Below are 20222 nucleotides of genomic sequence, written 5' to 3' on the forward strand. Positions count from 1 at the left end.
TGGGAAAAGCCATTTTTTGATTATGAGGTGTAAAGAATGGGGAGATTTGTGAATCCGGATAACAGTGCTTTTCAAAAAGCGGTGAATTCGGAAATATATGTGGATAAAACGGGATTTTTATCGTATACCAATAAAGTTATTGATACCAAACAGGCATTTATATGCAACAGCCGTCCAAGACGTTTTGGAAAATCTACTACGGCAGATATGCTGGCTGCCTATTATAGTAAGGGATGTGATTCAGAAAATCTGTTTGCGGATTTAGCTGTGAGTGATACGGAAGATTTTCATAAATATCTGAATAAGTATGATGTGATACATTTTGATGTTCAATGGTTTATTACAGAGAATAATATCAGCGAAATAGTGAATACGATTCAGAATAATATAGTAGAGGAATTAAAAAAGGAATACCCGGATATCTTAGATTCTGATGTGACGGGACTTCCGGATGCGATGTCTATTATAAATCAGGAAACAGGAAACAGATTCATTGTGATCATTGATGAGTGGGATGTTCTGATACGTGATGAGGCACAGAATCAGAATATTCAGGAAGCATATATTGGACTTTTACGGAGAATGTTTAAGGGAATTGAACCTACGAAATATATGGCGCTGGCATTTTTGACAGGTATTCTTCCGATTAAAAAGTTGAAAACGCAGTCGGCACTCAATAATTTTGATGAATTTACAATGTTGGGATCTGGAAATATGGCGCCGTATATTGGATTTACAGAAGAAGAAGTAAAGGCACTTGCCGGAAAATATCATCAGAATTATGATAAGGTAAAAAGATGGTATGATGGTTATCTTTTAAATAATTATCAAACATACAATCCGCAGGCAGTTGTAAGTGTAATGCTTAGAGGGGAATTTAAAAGTTACTGGTCAGAAACGGCATCTTACGAGGCTGTTGTACCATTGCTTAACATGGACTTTGATGGTTTAAAGTCATCTATTATTGAAATGTTGTCAGGAGATTCTGTAGAGGTTGATGTGACAACTTTTCAAAATGATATGGTAAGTTTTTCCAGTCGTGATGATGTTCTGACATATTTGATACATCTGGGATATCTGGCCTATGATCAGAATCGGAGACGGGCATTTGTCCCAAATGAGGAAATTCGTCAGGAATTGTCAAAGGCAGTGCGTAGAAAACATTGGAATGAAATGGCCGCTTTTTCACGCGATTCCGAAGAATTGCTGGAAGCTACGCTGGATCTGGATGCGCAGGCGGTAGCAGAAGGTATTGAAAAAATCCATAGGGAATATGCTTCTGTTATTCAATATAACAATGAAAATTCTCTTAGTAGTGTTCTTACGATTGGCTATTTAAGTACGATACAGTATTATTTTAAGCCGGTTAGGGAACTTCCGACAGGACGTGGTTTTGCGGATTTTGTTTATATTCCCAAACCGGAATATAGGTCTGATTATCCGGCTCTTATTGTAGAATTGAAATGGAATCAGAAGGCTCAGACAGCATTGCAACAGATTAAAGAAAAGCAATATCCGGATTCAGTTCTGGATTATACCGGAGATATTTTGCTGGTTGGGATAAACTATGACAAGAAGACAAAAGAACATCAGTGTCTGATTGAAAGATATGAGAAAAAATGAATATCTATATTTGATAAAAAAATGGTTTTTCGTTATTACTGTCTCAATTAAGAGAATTGATAACGGAAAACCATTTTTTTATTTCTGAATCTGGTATTGACAGGCCTGAGGATTATTCTGAGAATTTTGTATTGCAAGAACAAGAGCTGATAAGATGCACAAAAAATGACAGATGGATTTATATAATATATATAAAAATTTTAAAATAAAACAAAATATATTGTATGATACATATAAAAATGATAGTATTACTATCATAAAATGCAAAAGGCGGTGAGCAGATGGAAAAAATAGAGGGCACATCTCCAACACGTGTGCGTCAGGCGCAGCAGAGAAGAGATAGAATTATAAATGCCTCTATGAAATTGTTTCAGGAGAAGTGTGTGGAGGATACTTCGATGGAGGAAGTTGCGAAACGGGCAGGTGTGGGAGCAGCGACGGTGTATCGTTATTTTTCTTCAAAGATAGAACTGGTAATTGAGACTGCAAAAGTATACTGGGAAAAGGTTTCGGAGAAATACTTAGGAGAGTTGAAGACGGGTAATATGCCAAATATTGCTGATGCAAAATCAGAGGCTACTTTGAAAATGGATGGCATCGAGAGTTCAGGCTATGATCAGTTACGGAAAATTTTGAATGTTTTTTGCAGGATATTTCTGGAGCAAAAGCCGTTTTTGAAGTTTCTTCACGAATTTGATGTTTTTGTGAAAAAGTATAATGTATCAGAGGAACATTTGGCTGATTATGAAAATGGGATTCTTAAATTGAAACCTTATGTGACCATTGCTCTCGAGAAAGGTCTGGTAGATAAAAGTCTTTCTTTTAACTGTTCAGTGGATGAGATGTATTTCTCTCTGACACATACCCTCCTTGCACTGATGGAGAAATTGGCAGTAGGAGGAGATATTCTGTCATCTGACCAGAATGTGGAGAGTGAAAAGCAGATCCGTATCATTATAGAGCTACTGTTAAGAGGAATAAGAAATTTCTAAAATATTTTTAATCTGGAGGTGTATCATGAAAAAGTTAACAACAGGGAAAATATGGCAGTTTGCAGCTGGACAGTTTGGATGGGCGATGCTGTCCGGGATTATTTCTAACTGGCTTGTATATTTTTATCAGCCGGATAAGACAGCCATCAGTCAGGGACAGACAGTATTTATTCCACAGGGGCTGGTGGTCTTCGGCATATTTACTATTATTGGCGGAATTACAGCTTTCGGAAGAATTTTTGATGCTTTTACAGATCCAATGATCGCATCTTTATCTGACAGATGTACGTCAAAGAATGGGCGAAGAATTCCGTTTCTGAAATGGGCATCTTTACCGCTGGCGCTTTCTACAGTACTGGTTTTCTGGTCGCCGGTTAATAAAAATAGCTGGATCAATGGAGTGTTTTTGCTGATTATGATTCTGGCATACTATCTATCCATTACCGCGTACTGTACACCATATAATGCGTTGATTCCGGAACTTGGACATACCCAGCAGGAAAGACTTAATATTTCCACAGTCATTTCTTTTACATTTATTGCTGGAACTGCGGTGGCGTATCTGGCACCTACGATATGGGGGATGTTCATTCCGGCATTTGGCAGAGTTGGAGCTATTCGTATGACCTTTACTTTGATGGCGGCTGTAGCGTTTATCTGTATGCTTGTACCTGTATTTTGCATTCGTGAAAAGGATTATGTAGATACGGTTCCTGCAAAGGAGTCAGCTTTCGGATCTCTTGCAGCTACTTTTAAGAATGCAGAATTTCGCAAGTTTGTGGCATCTGATATTTTCTACTGGATCGCACTTACCATGTTTCAGACAGGTCTTCCATTTTTTGTCACCAGTCTTTTGAAGCTTCCGGAAACGATGACAACTTTGTATTTTGTGGGAATGACAGCATTGTCCCTTGTATTTTATATTCCGGTAAATAAGCTTACTCCTAAACTTGGAAAGAAAAAGATGATTTTGTTTGCATTTGCAGTATTTAGCTTTGCCTATTTTTATACCGGATTTATGGGAAAAATGAGCTTTATTCCGGCATCGGTGCAGGGACTGATCCTGACAGTCGTGGCGGCTCTTCCTATGGCGATTTTCGGAATTCTTCCGCAGGCTGTTGTGGCAGATATTTCGCAGAGCGACTCGATTACATCAGGAAGCAATCGTGAAGGAATGTTTTATGCGGCAAGGACATTTGCATTTAAACTTGGGCAGAGTATTTCTATGCTGATATTTACCGCAGTCTCGACGATAGGGGCAGCAGAAGGAACTGGTTATAGAGTTGCTGCTTTTGGGGCAGCAGTATTCTGCTGTATAGGTGGAATTATACTGGTATTCTATAATGAGAAAAAGATTAATGGGATTATTAATAGGCATCAGTAAAGATTATAATACAGGCATGTATCGAATGGTGAAAAGCAGATAGCAATAGAATTATGAAAAAGTAACAGGAGTACATACGAATGGAAATAATACATGAGAATGAATATTTGTATAAAATGAATAATGAAATAGAACCATATCTTGCAACGCACCGTCAGGAGGGGTACGTTCCTGGTGCAGAGGATCATCTGCATCAAAAAGACACGGGGATAGTGGGGAAAATTCATGTACAGCGTTACCTGGCAGAGAAACCGAAAGGCGTGATTATAATCAGCCATGGTTTTACAGAAGCAGCGCCGAAATATGATGAGATGATTTATTATTTTCTGAAGGCTGGATATCATGTGTATATGCCGGAACATATGGGACATGGACAAAGTTATCGCCTGACAGCAGATCCATCTCTCGTACATATAGATACCTGGAAGCGATATGTGAGGGATTTTTTGAAAATATGCCATGTGATTAAAAAAACATATCCTGAACTGCCATTAGTTCTTTTTGCTCATTCTATGGGTGGGGCAATTGGAACAATTGCAGCTGCATGGGAATCGCAACTGTTTCAGAAGATTATATTGAATTCTCCTATGCTCCGCCCGCTTACCGGAAATGTTCCCTGGCCATTGGTGATCGCTATTGCACAGACGAAGTGCCTTTTGGGAAAAAAGGAAGACTATGTGGCTGGTCAGAAGCCTTATGATGGTAGTGAGACTTTCGAAACCAGTGGATGTACTTCCAGACCGAGATTTGAAAAATATAATGAGCTGCGTAAAGAGAATAAAAAATTCCAGGTTAGTGCAGCTTCTTATGGATGGCTTCTGGCGTCTGTAAAAATGAGCTGGTACATAAAATATTGCGGATGGAAGAAACTGTCAGCACCTGTTTTGCTATTTCAGGCAGAAAAAGATGATTTTGTATCTGTAAACGCATTGAGAAAATTTGCAGAGAAAATCAATCACAGAGGAATCACTTCCTGTGAATATGTATACCTGCCGGGAACCAGACATGAGACCTACTGCAGCGATGACAGGACGATGGAAATGTATTTAGATAAGATTATGAAGTTTCTGGATTCATGTAGCGGGGAGATGTTTTCTCATTATGAGGTGTTGAGAGAGTAAGTCATTGTCTGAAAGTTATATAAAACCTTTGGAATGTTGCTTTACGCTAAAATGGTTTCATGTTATCATTGTTTTAATTAAATGTGATAGCCGGGAACCATTTTTGATTGTGAGGTGTGATGAATGGGGAGAGTTTTTAATACAACAGGTGTGTGTATTCCAGAGAAACATTATATGGTAAATATTAATGGTCGTTTACAACAGATTAGAGAGCTTGTGGATGCAGGAAAATATTTTACTATTAACAGGGCCAGACAATATGGTAAGACTACAACCTTGCGCGCGCTTGCAGAAATACTTCGGGATGAATATTATGTTGTATTACTTGATTTTCAGACATTTGACAATGAGAAATTTAGTAATGGAAATGTGTTTTCAGTAGCATTTGCGAATTCTTTTTTGCGTATGCTTCACAGAAACTGTAAGACTATGAATAATGAGATGGTTTCAGTTATAGAAGAAATGAAAAAGGATGCCGATTATGCTAACAGATACTTTTCTCTGAAAGAGCTATTTGAGGGATTAAGTGATATATGTGAAGTGGCAGACAGAAAAATAGTTCTTATGATTGATGAAGTAGACAGCGCAGCGAATAATCAGGTTTTTATTGATTTTCTGGCACAGCTTAGGGCACAGTACCTGGACAGAGAATTTTATCCGGGATTTCAGTCGGTGATTCTGGCAGGAGTGTATGATATTAAGAATTTGAAGAGAAAACTCAGACCAGAGGAAGGACATAGATATAACAGTCCATGGAATATTGCCGCAGATTTCAGCATCGAAATGAGTTTTTCTGAATCAGAGATAGCAGGGATGTTGCAGGAGTACGAAATTGATCATCGTACAGGGATGAATATATCAAAAATGTCAGAATTGCTATATGCGTATACGGCAGGATATCCGTTTCTGGTTTCAAGAATCTGCCAGCTGATGGATGAAAGGGTACGGGACGAATATGAAAATCTGAAATTGGTATGGACGGAAAATGGTTTTAATGAAGCAGTGCGTATTCTGCTTGCGGAGAAAAATCCTTTATTTGAATCATTAGTTGGAAAAATATGCGATTATCCGGAGTTAAGTGTTATGCTGAAAACATTACTTTTTACAGGAAGAAATATCGCGTATAATCCGGATGAAACCTCGATTGATATGGCTCAGATGTTTGGCTTTATTAAAAACCAAAATGGGAATGTGGTTATTGCAAACAGAATTTTTGAAACGAGATTATATAATTATTATCTTACAGAAGCAAAGATGCAGCAGACAGAGATATATAAGGCAGCCCTGCAGGATAAGAGTCAGTTTATAGTTAATGGATATCTGGATATGGAACGGATATTGGAACGTTTTGTTGTTCATTTCCATGATATTTACGGGGAATCTGATGAAAAATTTCTGGAAGAGCAGGGGCGGAAGTTCTTTTTACTATATTTGAAACCGATTATTAACGGGACAGGAAATTATTACATCGAATCCAGAACAAGAGATCTTCGAAGAACAGATGTAATTGTAGATTATCATGGACGGCAATATATAATTGAATTAAAGATATGGCACGGTGACGAGTATAATAAGCGGGGAGAACAGCAGCTTGTTGGATATCTGGAAGATTATCATGTGGATAAAGGATATATGCTTAGCTTTAATTTTAACAGGAAAAAACAGTCGGGAATCCGGAAAATTATAGTGAATGGGAAAACGATAGTGGAAGCAGTGGTATAAATTAATTCACCAGAAAAAGAAAACCATTTTTTGAATAGTCATATGTGATGCTGGCGATTTTAAGTGACGAAGAACTTGGAGATAAGATAACAATGGAGCAATATTATTACAACCATATGAATAAGGCGCAGCAGGCTGCATATCACAGCATTCTTAGCGGTGTGAAAAACCTGGCGGATGAATTTCAGATTCCGGCATTAGAGGGAGAAGAACTTTATAATGTATTTTTTCAGATGCGTCTGGATCATCCGGAGATATTTTGGGTGAGCAGTTATAAATACCGGTATTATAAAGACTCTCCGAATCTGATTTTTATTCCGGAGTATCTTTTTGATAAAAAGAAGATTTGCGAACATCAAAAGGCTATGACTGCCAGAGTTGAGAAGCTGATTCGCCCGGCTCAGAAGCTATCTGAGTGGGAGAAAGAGAAGTATGTACATGATTTTATCTGTGAAAATATCCGCTATGACAAACTGAAAAAATCATATTCCCATGAAATTATCGGACCGTTGGGGCAAGGCGTTGGTGTTTGTGAGGGAATCGCAAAAGCAGTAAAGGTTTTGTTAGATGCACTGGGAGTCTGGTGTGTGATTGCAATCTGTGGAAATAATCCTGAGAAGGGGATTAAGTATCGCCACACATGGAATATCGTAAAAATAGGAGGTACATATTATCATCTGGATGCGACCTTTGATAATACCCTGGGGAAAGATCGTGAGACTTCTGAAATCCGCTATGATTATTTCAATCTGGATGATTCACAGATTTTCAGGGATCATGAGCCTCTTATTGCGCCGGCGCCTCACTGCGGTGATCATGAGCACTTTTACTATAAGGAGAAGAAGCTTTCTTTTACTAAGAAAGAGGATGTGTATAAGCGTTCTTTGCAGGCGGCGAAGAAAGGCAGGATACTTATTTTTCACTGGAGAGGCGGTTATCTGACAAAGGAAGTGCTGAAGGAATTGCTGGAGCTTATCCGGAAAGCAGGAGATGAGAAAGACAAAACAGCAATGGTCAGCATAAACTGGCCGCAGGCAGTTATTCGTGTTCAGTATACGGATATGCAGGTACAGGAGAGTGTGATAATAGAGGAAGCGAATGAAGGGGAAAAATAGATGTAATAAACAGCTTGACTTTTTCCGTGTGAGGATAGAGCTTTTTAAAAGAATGTGATCAGAGTGAGAAAACAGCCGAGATGCGGGACAGGGAATTAAAAGAAATCAGGAAGCAGGAACAGTATAGGAAAGCTATATCATGTATGGAAGAGGAACAGTATGATAAGGCAATAATTTTGTTTGAGGGATTTCCAAGAGATTATGAAGATGCCAGAAATAATTTCAGGGAATAAGGGTGAAATAAATGAATCAAAATTGCATGATTACACGAGAAGCAGCGTTGGAATTCTGTTTATCATTTCAGAATACATATACGGAAAGACCTTTCCGTGATCAGAACTGGCAAGTGGTAAGAGCGAGGGAAAACAAAAAAATTTTTTTATGGATCTATGAACGAAACGGTTATGTTAATCTGAATGTAAAGGCAGATCCTGAGTGGCGTGATTTTTGGCGAAGTGCCTATGAATCTGTACAGGCTGGTTATCATCAGAATAAGGAACATTGGAATACCATTATTCTAAATGGGACGGTACCGGATAAAGATATTAAAAGAATGATATCCGAAAGCTATGATCTCGTAACATACAGCCCGACAAAGAAGATTTATGAGGCAGTGAAGCAAATTCCGAAAGGATGCGTTGCAACTTATGGTCAGGTTGCCGAAATGGCAGGGAATCCGAGAATGTCGAGAGCGGTAGGGAATGCCCTCCATAAGAATCCGGATCCGGAGCATATTCCCTGTTATCGGGTAGTGAATTCCAGAGGAGAACTGTCAGGGGCTTTTGCCTTCGGCGGTAAAGATGTACAGAAAAAGCTACTGGAAGCAGATGGAATTGAGGTTGTCAATGGAACGGTGGATTTAAAAAAATATGGATTGACGCAAAGAGATGATAAACGGTGAGAAAACAGATACGGATGATTACCTTATTAACATTTGGGGGCGGGCAAATCTTTCCGGATCTGCCTGGCAGTGGAAGAAATTGCAGGAAACATTGTAGAACATTGATTTACAGGTAAAAAGGAAAACATTTTATTGATCTTCGGCTGACATTGGAAAAAGATGGAAGCGGGTGCCTGTCACTGCGTGACAATGGGGTGAAATTTAATCCCCTGGAATACAGAAACAGGGATACACAATATGGACTTGCTATTATCAGGGGGATTTCAGAGAAAATAGATTACCATTATGTGGCATCCATGAATTGTCTGAATGTGATGATCAGGTGAAGGATTATATATGAGGAATATGAAATGAATTACAGGAATGTAAAAATATCACAAGATGCGAGGATTGCGAAACAGTCAGTAATTGTAGGAGATGTGACAATTGGGCGTGACAGTTGTGTTTTATATTATGCTGTGATCCGGGGCGATGATGCACCGGTTGTGATCGGTGAGGAGTCAAATATTCAGGAGAATTGTACGATTCATGTAAACCATAACAGACCGGTATATATTGGAAATAATGTGACTATAGGGCATAATGCTGTGATCCATGGCTGTACCATCGGTGACAGAACTTTGATCGGAATGGGAGCGGTAATCCTTGATGGAGTAAAGATCGGAAAGGACTGCATTATAGGTGCAGGAAGCCTGGTTACCAAGAATACTGTGATACCGGATGGCTCTCTGGTAATGGGCAGTCCGGCCAGGATCAAACGAAATCTCACCTGGGAAGAAAAGCTTGGTATTATGGAGAACAGTAAGGAATATGTCACTGTATCTCTGGAAATGAAAGAACAGGGTGTGTTATAGAAAAAAGAAAGTCCGGCAGAAAAAAACAAGTAATATGTTGATGGAGAATAATTCAAATGATAGTTAACAAGTGTTCGGAAAATTTACTTACAAAATCAAAAAAATTATATGAGAATTACAGGGATAACTGTACAGTGGTCCAGAGAATGCTGGAGAAGTATAAAAAGATATATCCCAATATTTCTGATTATTCTATTATGCATTTTATAGATATTGCAGAATTTTGCGATTTAATAATGGACAGACAGAAGCTGGAAGATTTGAATGGAGATGAATGCTACTGCCTTTTGATGGCGGCTCTGTTTGCTCATACCGGATTTGGTTTAAATCAGGAAATTATGAATAAATATATAAACAAACTGGGAATCCAAAAGCAGACTCAATCGCTTACATTCCTTCAGATCATGAGCAAATATCATGTTTTGTTCAGTGCGTGTCTGATAGAAGAATATGGAGATATATTTGAATTTCCGTCAGAGAAACATAAACATGCCATAACCAGTATGCTGTATTTTATTGACGGAAACAGCGATGATATAAATCAGCTGGAAGAAATTTTGGTATTAGACAATAAAAATACTGTCAGATTGAAGAATCTGGCAGCAGTTCTTGCTGTTGGAAATCAGCTTGCAGAATTGAAGAACACAAATCTTGATCTGAATTATGAGGATTTTGATAAGTATAATTCTGAAGAGATTGTTGGCTTTGTTGAAAGAAACGTTGTAAGGAGTATTGCTGTTAAAGATGGTAAACTTGTGATAGAAGCAGGCGGATCGGATTCGGCATATGCACTGATTGAAAGAAAAGTAAATTTGATCATTAATAATTATGAGAAGATCTTCAGAAGTCTGACTCATGGATCAGGTGATAATACCGGCCTTTTTGGCATTGATTCGATAGAACTCAAATGTGTTTTGTCCGCTGAAAATTCAAAAAAGATCTACCTTAATAAAGAAATTGAAGAATCATGGACAGAAGAGGATATTGAACTTTTCAATAAACTTTCTTTTGAGGAAAGAGTGTTTTATGCTGATTATCTGTCTACAGAGTTTGAAATCACCAAATTTCTTGTGGACTTTGCAAAAACAAATAAAGCAGTACTTGCGGGATTAGAGTATAGAGTAAAATCACCGAAGTCCTTATACAATAAGCTTTATCAGAGAGTAGAGAAGTCTTTTTTTGATTCAATAGCGGATGTTATTCGTTATACAGTGATACTGGAACCGAAAGAATATGTTGAACAGATACGATCTGTGACAGATGCCCTGTATGAGAAAAACTGGAAGATATATTCATTGAAAAATTATTGGGTCAATGACAGTTTTCCATATAATGGCGTAAATACCAAGTTTAAAAACTCACGCAACTATCGTATTGAAATCCAATTCCATACTCAGGAAAGCTTTGATGTGAAAATGAGTGAGGAAGATCATAAACTCTATGAACAAAGAAGAGTGTTAGAACCCGGATGCGATGAGTATAACAGAATATTACAGTTACAGCTGAAATTATATTCTGATATGGAATATCCTGAAAATATTGCGGATTTAGAAAAAATCTGACGCACATCAAGGATATCTGACGCAGGATTTCACGCTCTGATGAGCAGTAACCTGACCGAATTAATAGTTACTGTTCACACACCACTATCCCGCGAGGTGTTTTGGCATGAATATGCCAAAATCCCGAGACATACAAGCCAAAATTCCATTGCCGCAGGCAATCTGGAATGAATTTTGGCTACGTTATTGTGAACGGAGTGAACAGTAACGATTAATATGCATTATTTATATCATACACCTGCTTTACGATAAACAGATTTCATGTTATGATTATTTCAGCTGAATTTGAGATATTCTATTAATGAGAAGGATAACTATTCAACAGCCTCTGACTGTGAGAGTATTGAACAGTTACGAAGAAAAATAAAAGGAGGATCAATGTTATGCTTACAACATGGACTCCGGCACATATGCCGGAAAAAGAGGAAATCAAAACCCGTCTGCAGACAGCGAGAAGTCAGCTCTATGATTTTCAGATGAAAATCAAGGAACATAAGATCCCGGTAATTGTACTCTTTGAAGGCTGGGAATCTTCCGGCAAGGGAAGTACGATCGGAAAAGTCATTAAAAATATTGATCCGCGTTTCTTTAAGGTTGCCACTATGTCAGCTCCCACAGCAGAAGAACTGAGATATCCATTTCTGTATCGCTATTTTAAACAGATTCCGGAAGCCGGAAAATTTACATTTCTGGATTCCGGCTGGATGGAGCAGACTTGTAAAGACTGTCTGTCGGGCGAGATTGAAGGCGAAGGTTATACACAGCGGATTGACAGCATCCGCCGTTTTGAGCGGCAGCTTACAGATAATGGTTATCTGGTGCTGAAATTCTTTATGCAGATTGACAGGGATGAACAGAAGCGGCGTGAAAAATTACTTCTGGATCATAAAGACACCAGATGGCGTGTGTCAGACTTTGATAAATGGCAGAATGAACATTACAAAAAATGTGCAAAAATATTTTCTCAGTATCTGTCTGACACGAATGCTTCCTCTGCACCATGGTACATCATAGATGCCAGTGACAGAAAATGGGCGGAACTTCAGGTGCTGGAGACTATGGTAAGCAATATTGAAGTTGCCATGCAGAATCAGGCACATTCCGTTCCGATTTTGCAGAATGTATTTCCTCTGGAGCAGATTCCCCGTCTGTCGGATATTGATCTGAGAGATAAAACAATGGATGACGAGGAGTACAGGGGAGAACTGAAACAGCTCCAGAGTAAACTGGGGGAACTCCATAATAAACTGTACAGGAGACGTATTCCTGTGATCATCACGTATGAAGGCTGGGATGCGGCAGGCAAAGGAGGTAACATTAAACGTATTACAGAAGCTCTGGATCCCCGGGGGTATGAAGTACATCCGATCGCAAGTCCGGAACCACATGAGAAGGCCAGACATTATTTATGGCGTTTCTGGACAAGACTTCCGAAAAATGGTCATATCGCTATTTTTGACAGAACCTGGTATGGCAGAGTCATGGTAGAACGTCTGGAGGGATTTTGCAGTGAAAATGACTGGAAACGTGCTTACAACGAAATGAATGAGTTTGAGAAAGAACTTAAAGACTGGGGTGCGGTCATTATTAAATTCTGGGTACAGATCGATAAGGATACACAGCTGGAGCGTTTTCAGGAGAGACAGAATAATCCGGAGAAACAATGGAAGATCACAGATGAGGACTGGAGAAACAGAGAGAAATGGGATGCCTATGAAGTGGCTGTAAATGAGATGCTTCAGAAGACAAATACTTCCTTTGCACCATGGCATGTACTGGAATCTGTTGACAAGAAATATGCCCGTATTAAAGCACTCAAAATTGTGATCGCTGAAATAGAAAAAGCATTAAAAGAAAATTAAATTTTGCGGGAAATGTGTACATGAATGATAAGATAACGGTCTGCCTGGGTAAGGGCGGGCAAAGAGAAATGGCAGAATCTTTTGCCAGAAAGAACAATGTTCCGATTATGGACAAACCGGGAGAACATCTGACAGTAATGTTTGACTCCCGGGGCGTATCACTTACCGGCTATGGTCTGACATATCAGGGAGATTTTGAAGGAATGCTGCACAGAGTTACAAACGGAAGACTTTCCCATGAAATGCTGGTACGTGCGGTCAAAACTGAGGGAGAACATCTGAAAGCAATTGATGCCACTGCAGGCATGGGGGAGGATGGTTTCCTTCTTGCAGCATATGGCTATGAGGTGACATTATACGAACAGAATCCGGTGATCGCCGCACTTTTGAAGGATGCGCTCCGGCGTGCCAGAAAGCATCCCGTATTAAAAGACATTGCTTCCAGAATGAAACTGGTAGAGGGTGACAGTGTGTCATGTATGGAGAAACTTATGGATCCGGTAGATGTGATCTATCTTGATCCCATGTTCCCGAAGAGACAGAAATCCGGTCTGATAAATAAAAAACTTCAGCTGAATCCAGAAACTTGAACCTCCATGTTCTGAGGAAAAAGATCTTTTTGATGCAGCTATCAAAGCCGGACCTTCCAGAATTATCGTAAAACGTCCTCTTAAGAGCGTCTGTCTTGATGGAAGAGAGCCTTCTTATATATTAAAAGGAAAAGCAATACGATATGACTGTTATGTGATGTAGAAGGTTTATCAGCACATTGCAGCAGCCCTTTATTTTTGAGGGCTGCTGCAATGTGTTTTTTTCCATTCCCGGATAAATTCCATTTGTTCCTGATCGGAGATTTCCTGGGAGGCAGCGTCATTTCCGGCAGCTACACAGCAGAGCAGGACGAAGGTCTGAAAGAGTAAAAATACCAGTATCAATAATAATGCAGTCATAATTTGTCTCCTTAATATTATGCAGATGGTTACAGTTATTTTATGAAATTGCTATAAGGATATTTTTCGGGATTTCTGTAACAGATTCTGTATATGCCTGTTGTTTTGCATATCAGAAGTATCTGCATATCATGGAAGCTTTATACATTTTATTTACAGAAAAACGGAGATATGACAGGAGAAACTGTCGGACACAAAAATATAATCTTCCGAATAATTTAAAGTAAGACGCAGATGTTCATTGTCTTTGCAGCGACCTGATGAACAGTTGCGGTAAGATTTCATTATCCAGATGATTCGGAGGATTTTTTATGAAGAATTCAGATGATTCCGGATATACAGGAAAGCACGTGGGTGTGTGTGTTCTGGATACCGGGATTTTTCCTCATATAGATTTTACAGGGAGAATACTTGCGTTTCAAGATTTCATCGGACATCGTATCAGACCTTATGATGATAATTCTCATGGAACCCATGTATGTGGGATCATTGGCGGTGACGGAAGGGCTTCGGAAGGACGGATGAGAGGAATTGCCCCGGGTTGTGGGCTTATCGTTCTGAAGGTGCTTGATAGAACGGGAAATGGCAGGAAAGAAGATGTTTTGCAGGCTTTTCGCTGGATTCTGGAGAATAAGAGATATTATGGAATACGTGTAGTGAATATCTCGGTGGGAACAACCTGCAGGAGAGCAGAAGATCACAGAGTTCTGATTGCGGGTGTGGAACAACTTTGGGATGCAGGTCTGGTGGTAGTGGCTGCGGCAGGAAATCAGGGACCGAAGGCAGGAAGTGTGACAGCACCGGGAAGCAGCCGGAAGATTATCACAGTAGGCTCCAGCGATCTGCTTACAGGACGGACTGCCATATCCGGCAGGGGACCTACCTTTGAGTGTGTTTGTAAACCGGATTCGGTTGCGCCCGGGAATCATGTTCTTGCCTGTACACCGGGAGCAGATAACGGATATGGAGTGAAAAGTGGTACTTCTATGTCTACACCTCTGGTTGCAGGGGCAGCAGCACTGATGCTTGAGAAGAATCCGGAACTGACTAATGTTCAGATCAAGATGAAACTGAAAGAAAGTGCCAGGGATATGGGACTGCCAAAGAATCAGCAGGGATGGGGAGAGCTGGATTCTGGAACGCTTTATGGAACTGTAATCAGTATCCTTTTATTTCGCAAAATATTGCTTTAGTGTATAAAAGCATTGACGAACGGTCTGTTTTCGGCTATCATGATAATTAACTGGATAAGAGCCAAAGAGGAGGATTAACATGAAAAAAATTCAGATGCAGACACCACTTGTGGAGATGGATGGAGATGAGATGACCAGAATTCTCTGGAAAATTATCAAAGATGAACTTCTTCTTCCGTATATTGATTTGAACACTGAGTATTATGACCTTGGTCTGGAATACAGAAATGAAACGGATGATCAGGTAACTGTTGATGCAGCAGAGGCTACAAAGAAGTACGGCGTTGCAGTGAAATGTGCCACTATCACTCCTAATAAGGCAAGAATGGAAGAGTATACCTTAAAGAAAATGTACAAGAGTCCTAACGGAACGATTCGTGCAATTCTCGACGGAACTGTTTTTCGTGCCCCAATCGTAGTGAAGGGTATTGAACCATGTGTTAAGAACTGGAAGAAACCGATCACCATCGCACGTCATGCCTATGGTGATGTGTATAAGAACACAGAGATGTATATTGACGGCCCCGGAGATGCTTATCTGGTATTTGAAGGTGCAGACGGACAGCAGAGAAAAGAGCTGATCCATCATTATGAGGGACCGGGTGTGCTTCAGGGTATGCACAATCTGGATGATTCTATCACAAGTTTTGCAAGATGCTGTTTTAATTATGCGCTGGATACAAAACAGAACCTGTGGCTTGGCGGCAAGGATACGATCTCCAAGATTTATGACGGACGTTTTAAGGAAATCTTTGCAACTATTTATGAGGATGAGTTTAAGGAGAAATTCGAGGCAGCAGGCATTGAATATTTCTACAGCCTGATCGATGATATCGTAGCTCGTGTCATGAAGGCTGAAGGCGGATTTATCTGGGCCTGCAAGAACTATGATGGAGATGTTATGAGTGATATGGTTTCTTCGGCATTTGGTTCTCTGGCTATGATGACATCTGTACTGGTATCTCCACAGGGATATTACGAATATGAAGCTGCTCATGGAACTGTACAGAGACATTATTATCGCTATCTGAAAGGTGAGGAGACATCTACTAACTCTGTAGCAACTATTTTTGCATGGACCGGAGCTCTGAGAAAAAGAGGTGAGCTGGACGACAATAAAGAATTGATGGAATTTGCTGATAAACTGGAGAAGGCGACTCTGGAGACGATTGAAAGCGGTAAGATGACAAAAGACCTCGCACTGATCACTTCTCTTGAGAATGTGACAGTACTGAACAGCAAAGATTTCATCCTTGCCATCAGAGAGAGACTGGATGAAATTTTATAATATCAAAATTATCCGGTAATGTTCCTATAACATTATAAAAGTTCTCAGGGCAGGATCGCACTGCAGCGGAGAAACCTGTAAAAAGTTATAAACTGCGAAAATGGGAAGAACCTGCATTATGCAAGTTCTTCCCATTTTTCATATAATCCTTCTAATTCTTCGGTAATGGCGGCTTTCTCTTTGCTGAGTTTCGCACATTCTGCCACATTTGTGCAGATATCCGGGAGAATCATGGTTTCGTCGATCTCTTTATCTCTGGTCTCAAGTTCTTCAATGCGGGCTTCTACTTTTTTTAGCTCATTCTCTCGTTTTCGCTGGCGGGCCTGTTCTTCTTTCTGCTGCTGCCAGGAAAGCTTGTTATCAGAAGCCTGCTTTGCTTCTGTCACAGCCTGAGCGGCAGCCGGAGCATATTTTTCCGTCAGCTCTTCTTTTTTCTCCAGATAATAGTCGTAATCTCCGATATAATTTACAATTGCCTGATTGGTCAGATCCAGGATCCGGGTAGCTGTCTGGTTGATGAAGTAACGGTCGTGGGAAACATAGAATACTGTTCCTGTGTAACTGTTCAATGCCTCTTCAAGAATCTCTTTTGAAGCGATATCCAGATGGTTGGTGGGCTCATCGAGGATCAGAAAGTTTGCTTCGGACAGCATCAGCTTGGCGAGGGAAACACGACCTCTTTCTCCGCCGGACAGAGCGGAGATCAGTTTGAATACGTCATCCCCTGTGAAAAGGAATGCTGCCAGCATATTTCGAATTTCTGTTTCCGTAAGTGTGGGATAAGCATCTGAGATTTCCTCAAAAATAGTTTTCTCCATATGAAGAACATGGTGTTCCTGGTCATAGTAGCCAATCTGTACCTTGGAACCAAGAGTAAATCTGCCGCTGTCTGCATCGATCAGCCCATTGATGATCTTTAACATGGTGGTTTTGCCTGTGCCGTTATTGCCAATCAGGGCTACACGTTCTCCACGTTTGATCTCAAAGGAGATGTCACTGAAAAGTGTCTGTCCGGGAAAAGATTTGGAAAGACTTTCCACAGTAAGGACATCATTTCCGCTGACAAATCTTGGTTCCAGGGAAATGCGCATCTGATTCTGAATCTCCTGTGGTTTATCAATGCGCTGGACTTTATCCAGCATTTTCTCGCGGCTTTCCGCACGTTTGATGGATTTCTCGCGGTTAAAGGATTTCAGCTTGGCAATGACTGCTTCCTGATGTTTGATATCCCGCTGCTGGTTCAGGTAGGCTTTGTACTGGGCGTCACGCAGCTGGGCTTTTTTCAGGGCATAGGCAGAATAGTTGCCACTGTACATACGCATATTTCCTGCTTCGATTTCCACAACTTTTGTTACGACTTGTCAAGAAAGTAACGGTCGTGGGATACGATAAATACAGCACCCGGGTAATTCAGAAGATAGGTTTCCAGCCAGGAAATACTCTCCATATCCAGATGGTTGGTAGGCTCATCCAGAAGAAGAATGTCAGGGCTGGCAAGAAGCAGTTTACCCAGAGCTACGCGGGTTTTCTGGCCGCCTGAAAGAGTTTCTATCTGGCGTTCGAAATCTTCTTCTGTGAAACCAAGACCTTTTAATACACCCATGATCTCACTTTTGTAAGCGTAACCATTTTCCAGTTCAAACTGGTGACTCAGTCTTGTGTAAGTATTCATCAGGCTGTCCAGAGCATCTCCGGTGGTGGTTTTCATTTCCTGTTCCAGAGAGCGCAGACGGTTCTCCATATCAATAATGTGCTGTTTGGTGGAAATCAGTTCTTCGTAAATGGTATGATGGCCATGAATGTCCTGATACTGGGCAAGGTAGCCGATATTTTTATCTTTGGCAAGTACCACGTTTCCTGAATCCGGGGAGAGCTCATGCATAATGATTCGCAGCAGAGTCGTCTTGCCTGCACCGTTATTGCCGATGAGAGCTGCCTTTTCGCGGTCTTCTATATGGAAACTGGCATCCTTGAGAATGATTTTTTCGCCAAAGGATTTACAGATATTCTGACATGATAAAATCATAGGAATTCCTCCGTTTGTAATTTGTCCGCGTACTATTATAATCGAAAATGCCTGTTTTTGAAAGCATTTTAAGAGATTTTGTCCAGAGAAAAGAAAGCACCGGATGGATGCATGGAAGAAAATATGATATTCCGGGGAATTTTTCAGAATGAAATTGATAAAAAAATACAGAAATATTTGGTCAAAAAGTACAAATTTAATTTGACAATAAAATAACATCTGGGTATAATTGACATAGATAAGCTAAGGAGGGAAAATTTGTGGAAGCTAAGGAAATTTCGAAAGCGGTAATCAAGCGTCTGCCGCGGTACTACCGCTACCTCGGTGAATTGATGGAGGAGAATGTAGAGCGTATATCTTCAAATGATCTTAGCAAGAAGATGCATGTGACGGCTTCCCAGATTCGTCAGGACTTAAATAATTTCGGTGGTTTTGGTCAGCAGGGTTACGGCTATAATGTACGCTATTTGTATACAGAAATCGGTAAGATTCTTGGGCTGGATACTGTACATCCGATGATTATTCTGGGTGCCGGTAATCTGGGACAGGCATTGGCCAATTATGTGGATTTTGAAAAGCGCGGATTTAAGCTGGTTGGTATTTTTGACGTCAATCCTGTACTTGAGGGGATTGCAGTTCGTGGAATTGAGATTCAGATGTTGAGCGATCTTCCTTTGTTTCTGAAGGAGAATGAGGTTGAGATCGCGATCCTGACTCTTCCTAAAAATAAAGCCAAAGAGATGGCAAAGATTTTAATTGATAATGGAATTAAGGCAATCTGGAATTTTGCACATATTGATCTGGATGCCCCGGAGGATGTAATGGTAGAGAACGTACATCTTTCAGAGAGTCTTATGACTTTGTCCTATAACCTGAGTGAGTACAGAAAGGAACATGAAGGGATGTAAGGGATAACTGTGAAACACAAGGCTGTGGTCATCTGATCACAGCTTTTCTCTTGTATGTAAATGTGTTATTGTAAACAGGAGGTGAACAGATGAGAGAGATTGTAACTGCTGTTGAGATGAAAGAACTGGATCATAATACGATTCAGAAAGCCGGGATATCGTCTCCGGTACTTATGGAGAGGGCGGCATTAAATACGGTTGAGGAGATTGTACAGAGATTAAAGAATAAAGAAAAAGAGAAAATCCTTGTGATCTGCGGAACCGGCAACAATGGCGGAGACGGATTGGCGATTGCCAGACTGCTTCAGTTGAGAGGAGTCAGAACCTGGTATTATATTGCGGGTAAGGAAGAGAAAATGACTGCTGAAACTGCCGGACAGCTTAAAACAGCAGAATATTATCAGGTGCCCCGGGTGCATAACCTGGATCTGGATGAATATACTACTATAGTAGATGCCATCTTTGGGGTTGGACTGAGCAGACCTGTAGAGGGAAAATATGCAGAGCTTATCAGTACAATGAACCGGGCATCTGCGTATAAAGTAGCTGTGGATATTCCATCCGGGATTGACTCAGATACCGGATTTGAGAAGGGAATTGCATTCCGGGCAGATCTTACGGTTACCTTTGCTTTTCGCAAAAGAGGGCTGTGCTTTTATCCCGGACGCATGTATGGCGGTGAGATCGTTGTTGCGGATATCGGAATCTATTCCATACCCGG

The 20222-nt window shown here is 40.3% G+C and carries 16 protein-coding genes and 1 pseudogene; 16 read left to right on the forward strand and 1 reads right to left on the reverse strand.

What is annotated here, in order from left to right:
- Positions 1–36 precede the first annotated feature (36 nt).
- The 14 genes from AC075J_RS11975 (at position 37) to AC075J_RS12040 (ending at position 16567) form a co-directional block, all read left to right on the forward strand.
- On the forward strand, positions 37–1623 hold the full coding sequence (locus tag AC075J_RS11975) for an AAA family ATPase (RefSeq protein ID WP_118575850.1): 1587 nt from the start codon (positions 37–39) through the stop codon (positions 1621–1623).
- A gap of 281 nt (positions 1624–1904) precedes the next feature.
- The gene (locus AC075J_RS11980; protein ID WP_118633029.1) at positions 1905–2615 is read left to right on the forward strand and encodes a TetR/AcrR family transcriptional regulator; all 711 of its coding nucleotides are present in this window, start codon (positions 1905–1907) and stop codon (positions 2613–2615) included.
- Positions 2616–2640: 25 nt separating this feature from the next.
- The gene (locus AC075J_RS11985) at positions 2641–3999 is read left to right on the forward strand and encodes an MFS transporter (RefSeq protein ID WP_118633028.1); all 1359 of its coding nucleotides are present in this window, start codon (positions 2641–2643) and stop codon (positions 3997–3999) included.
- An 80-nt stretch (positions 4000–4079) separates the two neighbouring features.
- Entirely contained in the window at positions 4080–5120 is a 1041-nt protein-coding gene (locus AC075J_RS11990; protein WP_118633027.1) for an alpha/beta fold hydrolase, read from the forward strand.
- Between the two features lie 123 nt (positions 5121–5243).
- Positions 5244–6842, forward strand: coding sequence for an AAA-like domain-containing protein (locus AC075J_RS11995; RefSeq protein ID WP_118669956.1), 1599 nt, complete (start codon positions 5244–5246; stop codon positions 6840–6842).
- 92 nt (positions 6843–6934) lie between these two features.
- Positions 6935–7957: a transglutaminase domain-containing protein gene (locus tag AC075J_RS12000; protein WP_118669957.1), complete on the forward strand. Its 1023-nt coding sequence runs from the start codon at positions 6935–6937 to the stop codon at positions 7955–7957.
- Between the two features lie 259 nt (positions 7958–8216).
- On the forward strand, positions 8217–8858 hold the full coding sequence (locus tag AC075J_RS12005) for a methylated-DNA--[protein]-cysteine S-methyltransferase (RefSeq protein ID WP_118575860.1): 642 nt from the start codon (positions 8217–8219) through the stop codon (positions 8856–8858).
- Positions 8859–9208: 350 nt separating this feature from the next.
- Positions 9209–9712, forward strand: a complete 504-nt coding sequence (locus AC075J_RS12010) for a gamma carbonic anhydrase family protein (protein ID WP_026648164.1) — start codon at positions 9209–9211, stop codon at positions 9710–9712.
- Between the two features lie 56 nt (positions 9713–9768).
- Positions 9769–11274 (forward strand): hypothetical protein, encoded by a 1506-nt coding sequence (locus tag AC075J_RS12015; protein WP_118669958.1) that lies wholly within the window; start codon positions 9769–9771, stop codon positions 11272–11274.
- Between the two features lie 383 nt (positions 11275–11657).
- Positions 11658–13136 carry a polyphosphate:AMP phosphotransferase gene (gene pap, locus AC075J_RS12020; RefSeq protein WP_476390354.1) on the forward strand — a complete coding sequence of 493 codons (1479 nt, stop codon included), beginning with the start codon at positions 11658–11660 and terminating at the stop codon, positions 13134–13136.
- Between the two features lie 20 nt (positions 13137–13156).
- Positions 13157–13726, forward strand: coding sequence for a class I SAM-dependent methyltransferase (locus AC075J_RS12025; RefSeq protein ID WP_476390355.1), 570 nt, complete (start codon positions 13157–13159; stop codon positions 13724–13726).
- 64 nt (positions 13727–13790) lie between these two features.
- Positions 13791–13889 (forward strand): hypothetical protein, encoded by a 99-nt coding sequence (locus AC075J_RS12030; RefSeq protein ID WP_476390358.1) that lies wholly within the window; start codon positions 13791–13793, stop codon positions 13887–13889.
- 508 nt (positions 13890–14397) lie between these two features.
- Complete coding sequence (locus AC075J_RS12035) at positions 14398–15279, forward strand: S8 family peptidase (protein ID WP_476390356.1); 882 nt, start codon at positions 14398–14400, stop codon at positions 15277–15279.
- Positions 15280–15358: 79 nt separating this feature from the next.
- Positions 15359–16567, forward strand: coding sequence for an NADP-dependent isocitrate dehydrogenase (locus AC075J_RS12040; protein WP_118587749.1), 1209 nt, complete (start codon positions 15359–15361; stop codon positions 16565–16567).
- A 116-nt stretch (positions 16568–16683) separates the two neighbouring features.
- On the opposite strand, the pseudogene AC075J_RS12045 reads toward AC075J_RS12040, so the two are convergent.
- Positions 16684–18593, reverse strand: a pseudogene (locus tag AC075J_RS12045) (ABC-F family ATP-binding cassette domain-containing protein).
- A 260-nt stretch (positions 18594–18853) separates the two neighbouring features.
- Here AC075J_RS12045 and AC075J_RS12050 point away from each other — a divergent pair.
- Together AC075J_RS12050 and AC075J_RS12055 are read left to right on the forward strand one after the other, a co-directional pair.
- The gene (locus AC075J_RS12050; RefSeq protein WP_022380002.1) at positions 18854–19501 is read left to right on the forward strand and encodes a redox-sensing transcriptional repressor Rex; all 648 of its coding nucleotides are present in this window, start codon (positions 18854–18856) and stop codon (positions 19499–19501) included.
- A gap of 89 nt (positions 19502–19590) precedes the next feature.
- On the forward strand, positions 19591–20222 hold a 632-nt coding region (locus AC075J_RS12055; protein WP_476390357.1), incomplete at its 3' end, for an NAD(P)H-hydrate epimerase.

This window comes from Blautia sp. ZXY-1-C6 (assembly GCF_056339875.1).

Coding starts and splice junctions, on each gene's coding strand:
- AC075J_RS11975 (WP_118575850.1), top strand. CDS start 37: ATGGGGAGATTTGTGAATCCGGATAACAGTGCTTTTCAAAAAGCGGTG.
- AC075J_RS11980 (WP_118633029.1), top strand. CDS start 1,905: ATGGAAAAAATAGAGGGCACATCTCCAACACGTGTGCGTCAGGCGCAG.
- AC075J_RS11985 (WP_118633028.1), top strand. CDS start 2,641: ATGAAAAAGTTAACAACAGGGAAAATATGGCAGTTTGCAGCTGGACAG.
- AC075J_RS11990 (WP_118633027.1), top strand. CDS start 4,080: ATGGAAATAATACATGAGAATGAATATTTGTATAAAATGAATAATGAA.
- AC075J_RS11995 (WP_118669956.1), top strand. CDS start 5,244: ATGGGGAGAGTTTTTAATACAACAGGTGTGTGTATTCCAGAGAAACAT.
- AC075J_RS12000 (WP_118669957.1), top strand. CDS start 6,935: ATGGAGCAATATTATTACAACCATATGAATAAGGCGCAGCAGGCTGCA.
- AC075J_RS12005 (WP_118575860.1), top strand. CDS start 8,217: ATGATTACACGAGAAGCAGCGTTGGAATTCTGTTTATCATTTCAGAAT.
- AC075J_RS12010 (WP_026648164.1), top strand. CDS start 9,209: ATGAATTACAGGAATGTAAAAATATCACAAGATGCGAGGATTGCGAAA.
- AC075J_RS12015 (WP_118669958.1), top strand. CDS start 9,769: ATGATAGTTAACAAGTGTTCGGAAAATTTACTTACAAAATCAAAAAAA.
- pap (WP_476390354.1), top strand. CDS start 11,658: ATGCTTACAACATGGACTCCGGCACATATGCCGGAAAAAGAGGAAATC.
- AC075J_RS12025 (WP_476390355.1), top strand. CDS start 13,157: ATGAATGATAAGATAACGGTCTGCCTGGGTAAGGGCGGGCAAAGAGAA.
- AC075J_RS12035 (WP_476390356.1), top strand. CDS start 14,398: ATGAAGAATTCAGATGATTCCGGATATACAGGAAAGCACGTGGGTGTG.
- AC075J_RS12040 (WP_118587749.1), top strand. CDS start 15,359: ATGAAAAAAATTCAGATGCAGACACCACTTGTGGAGATGGATGGAGAT.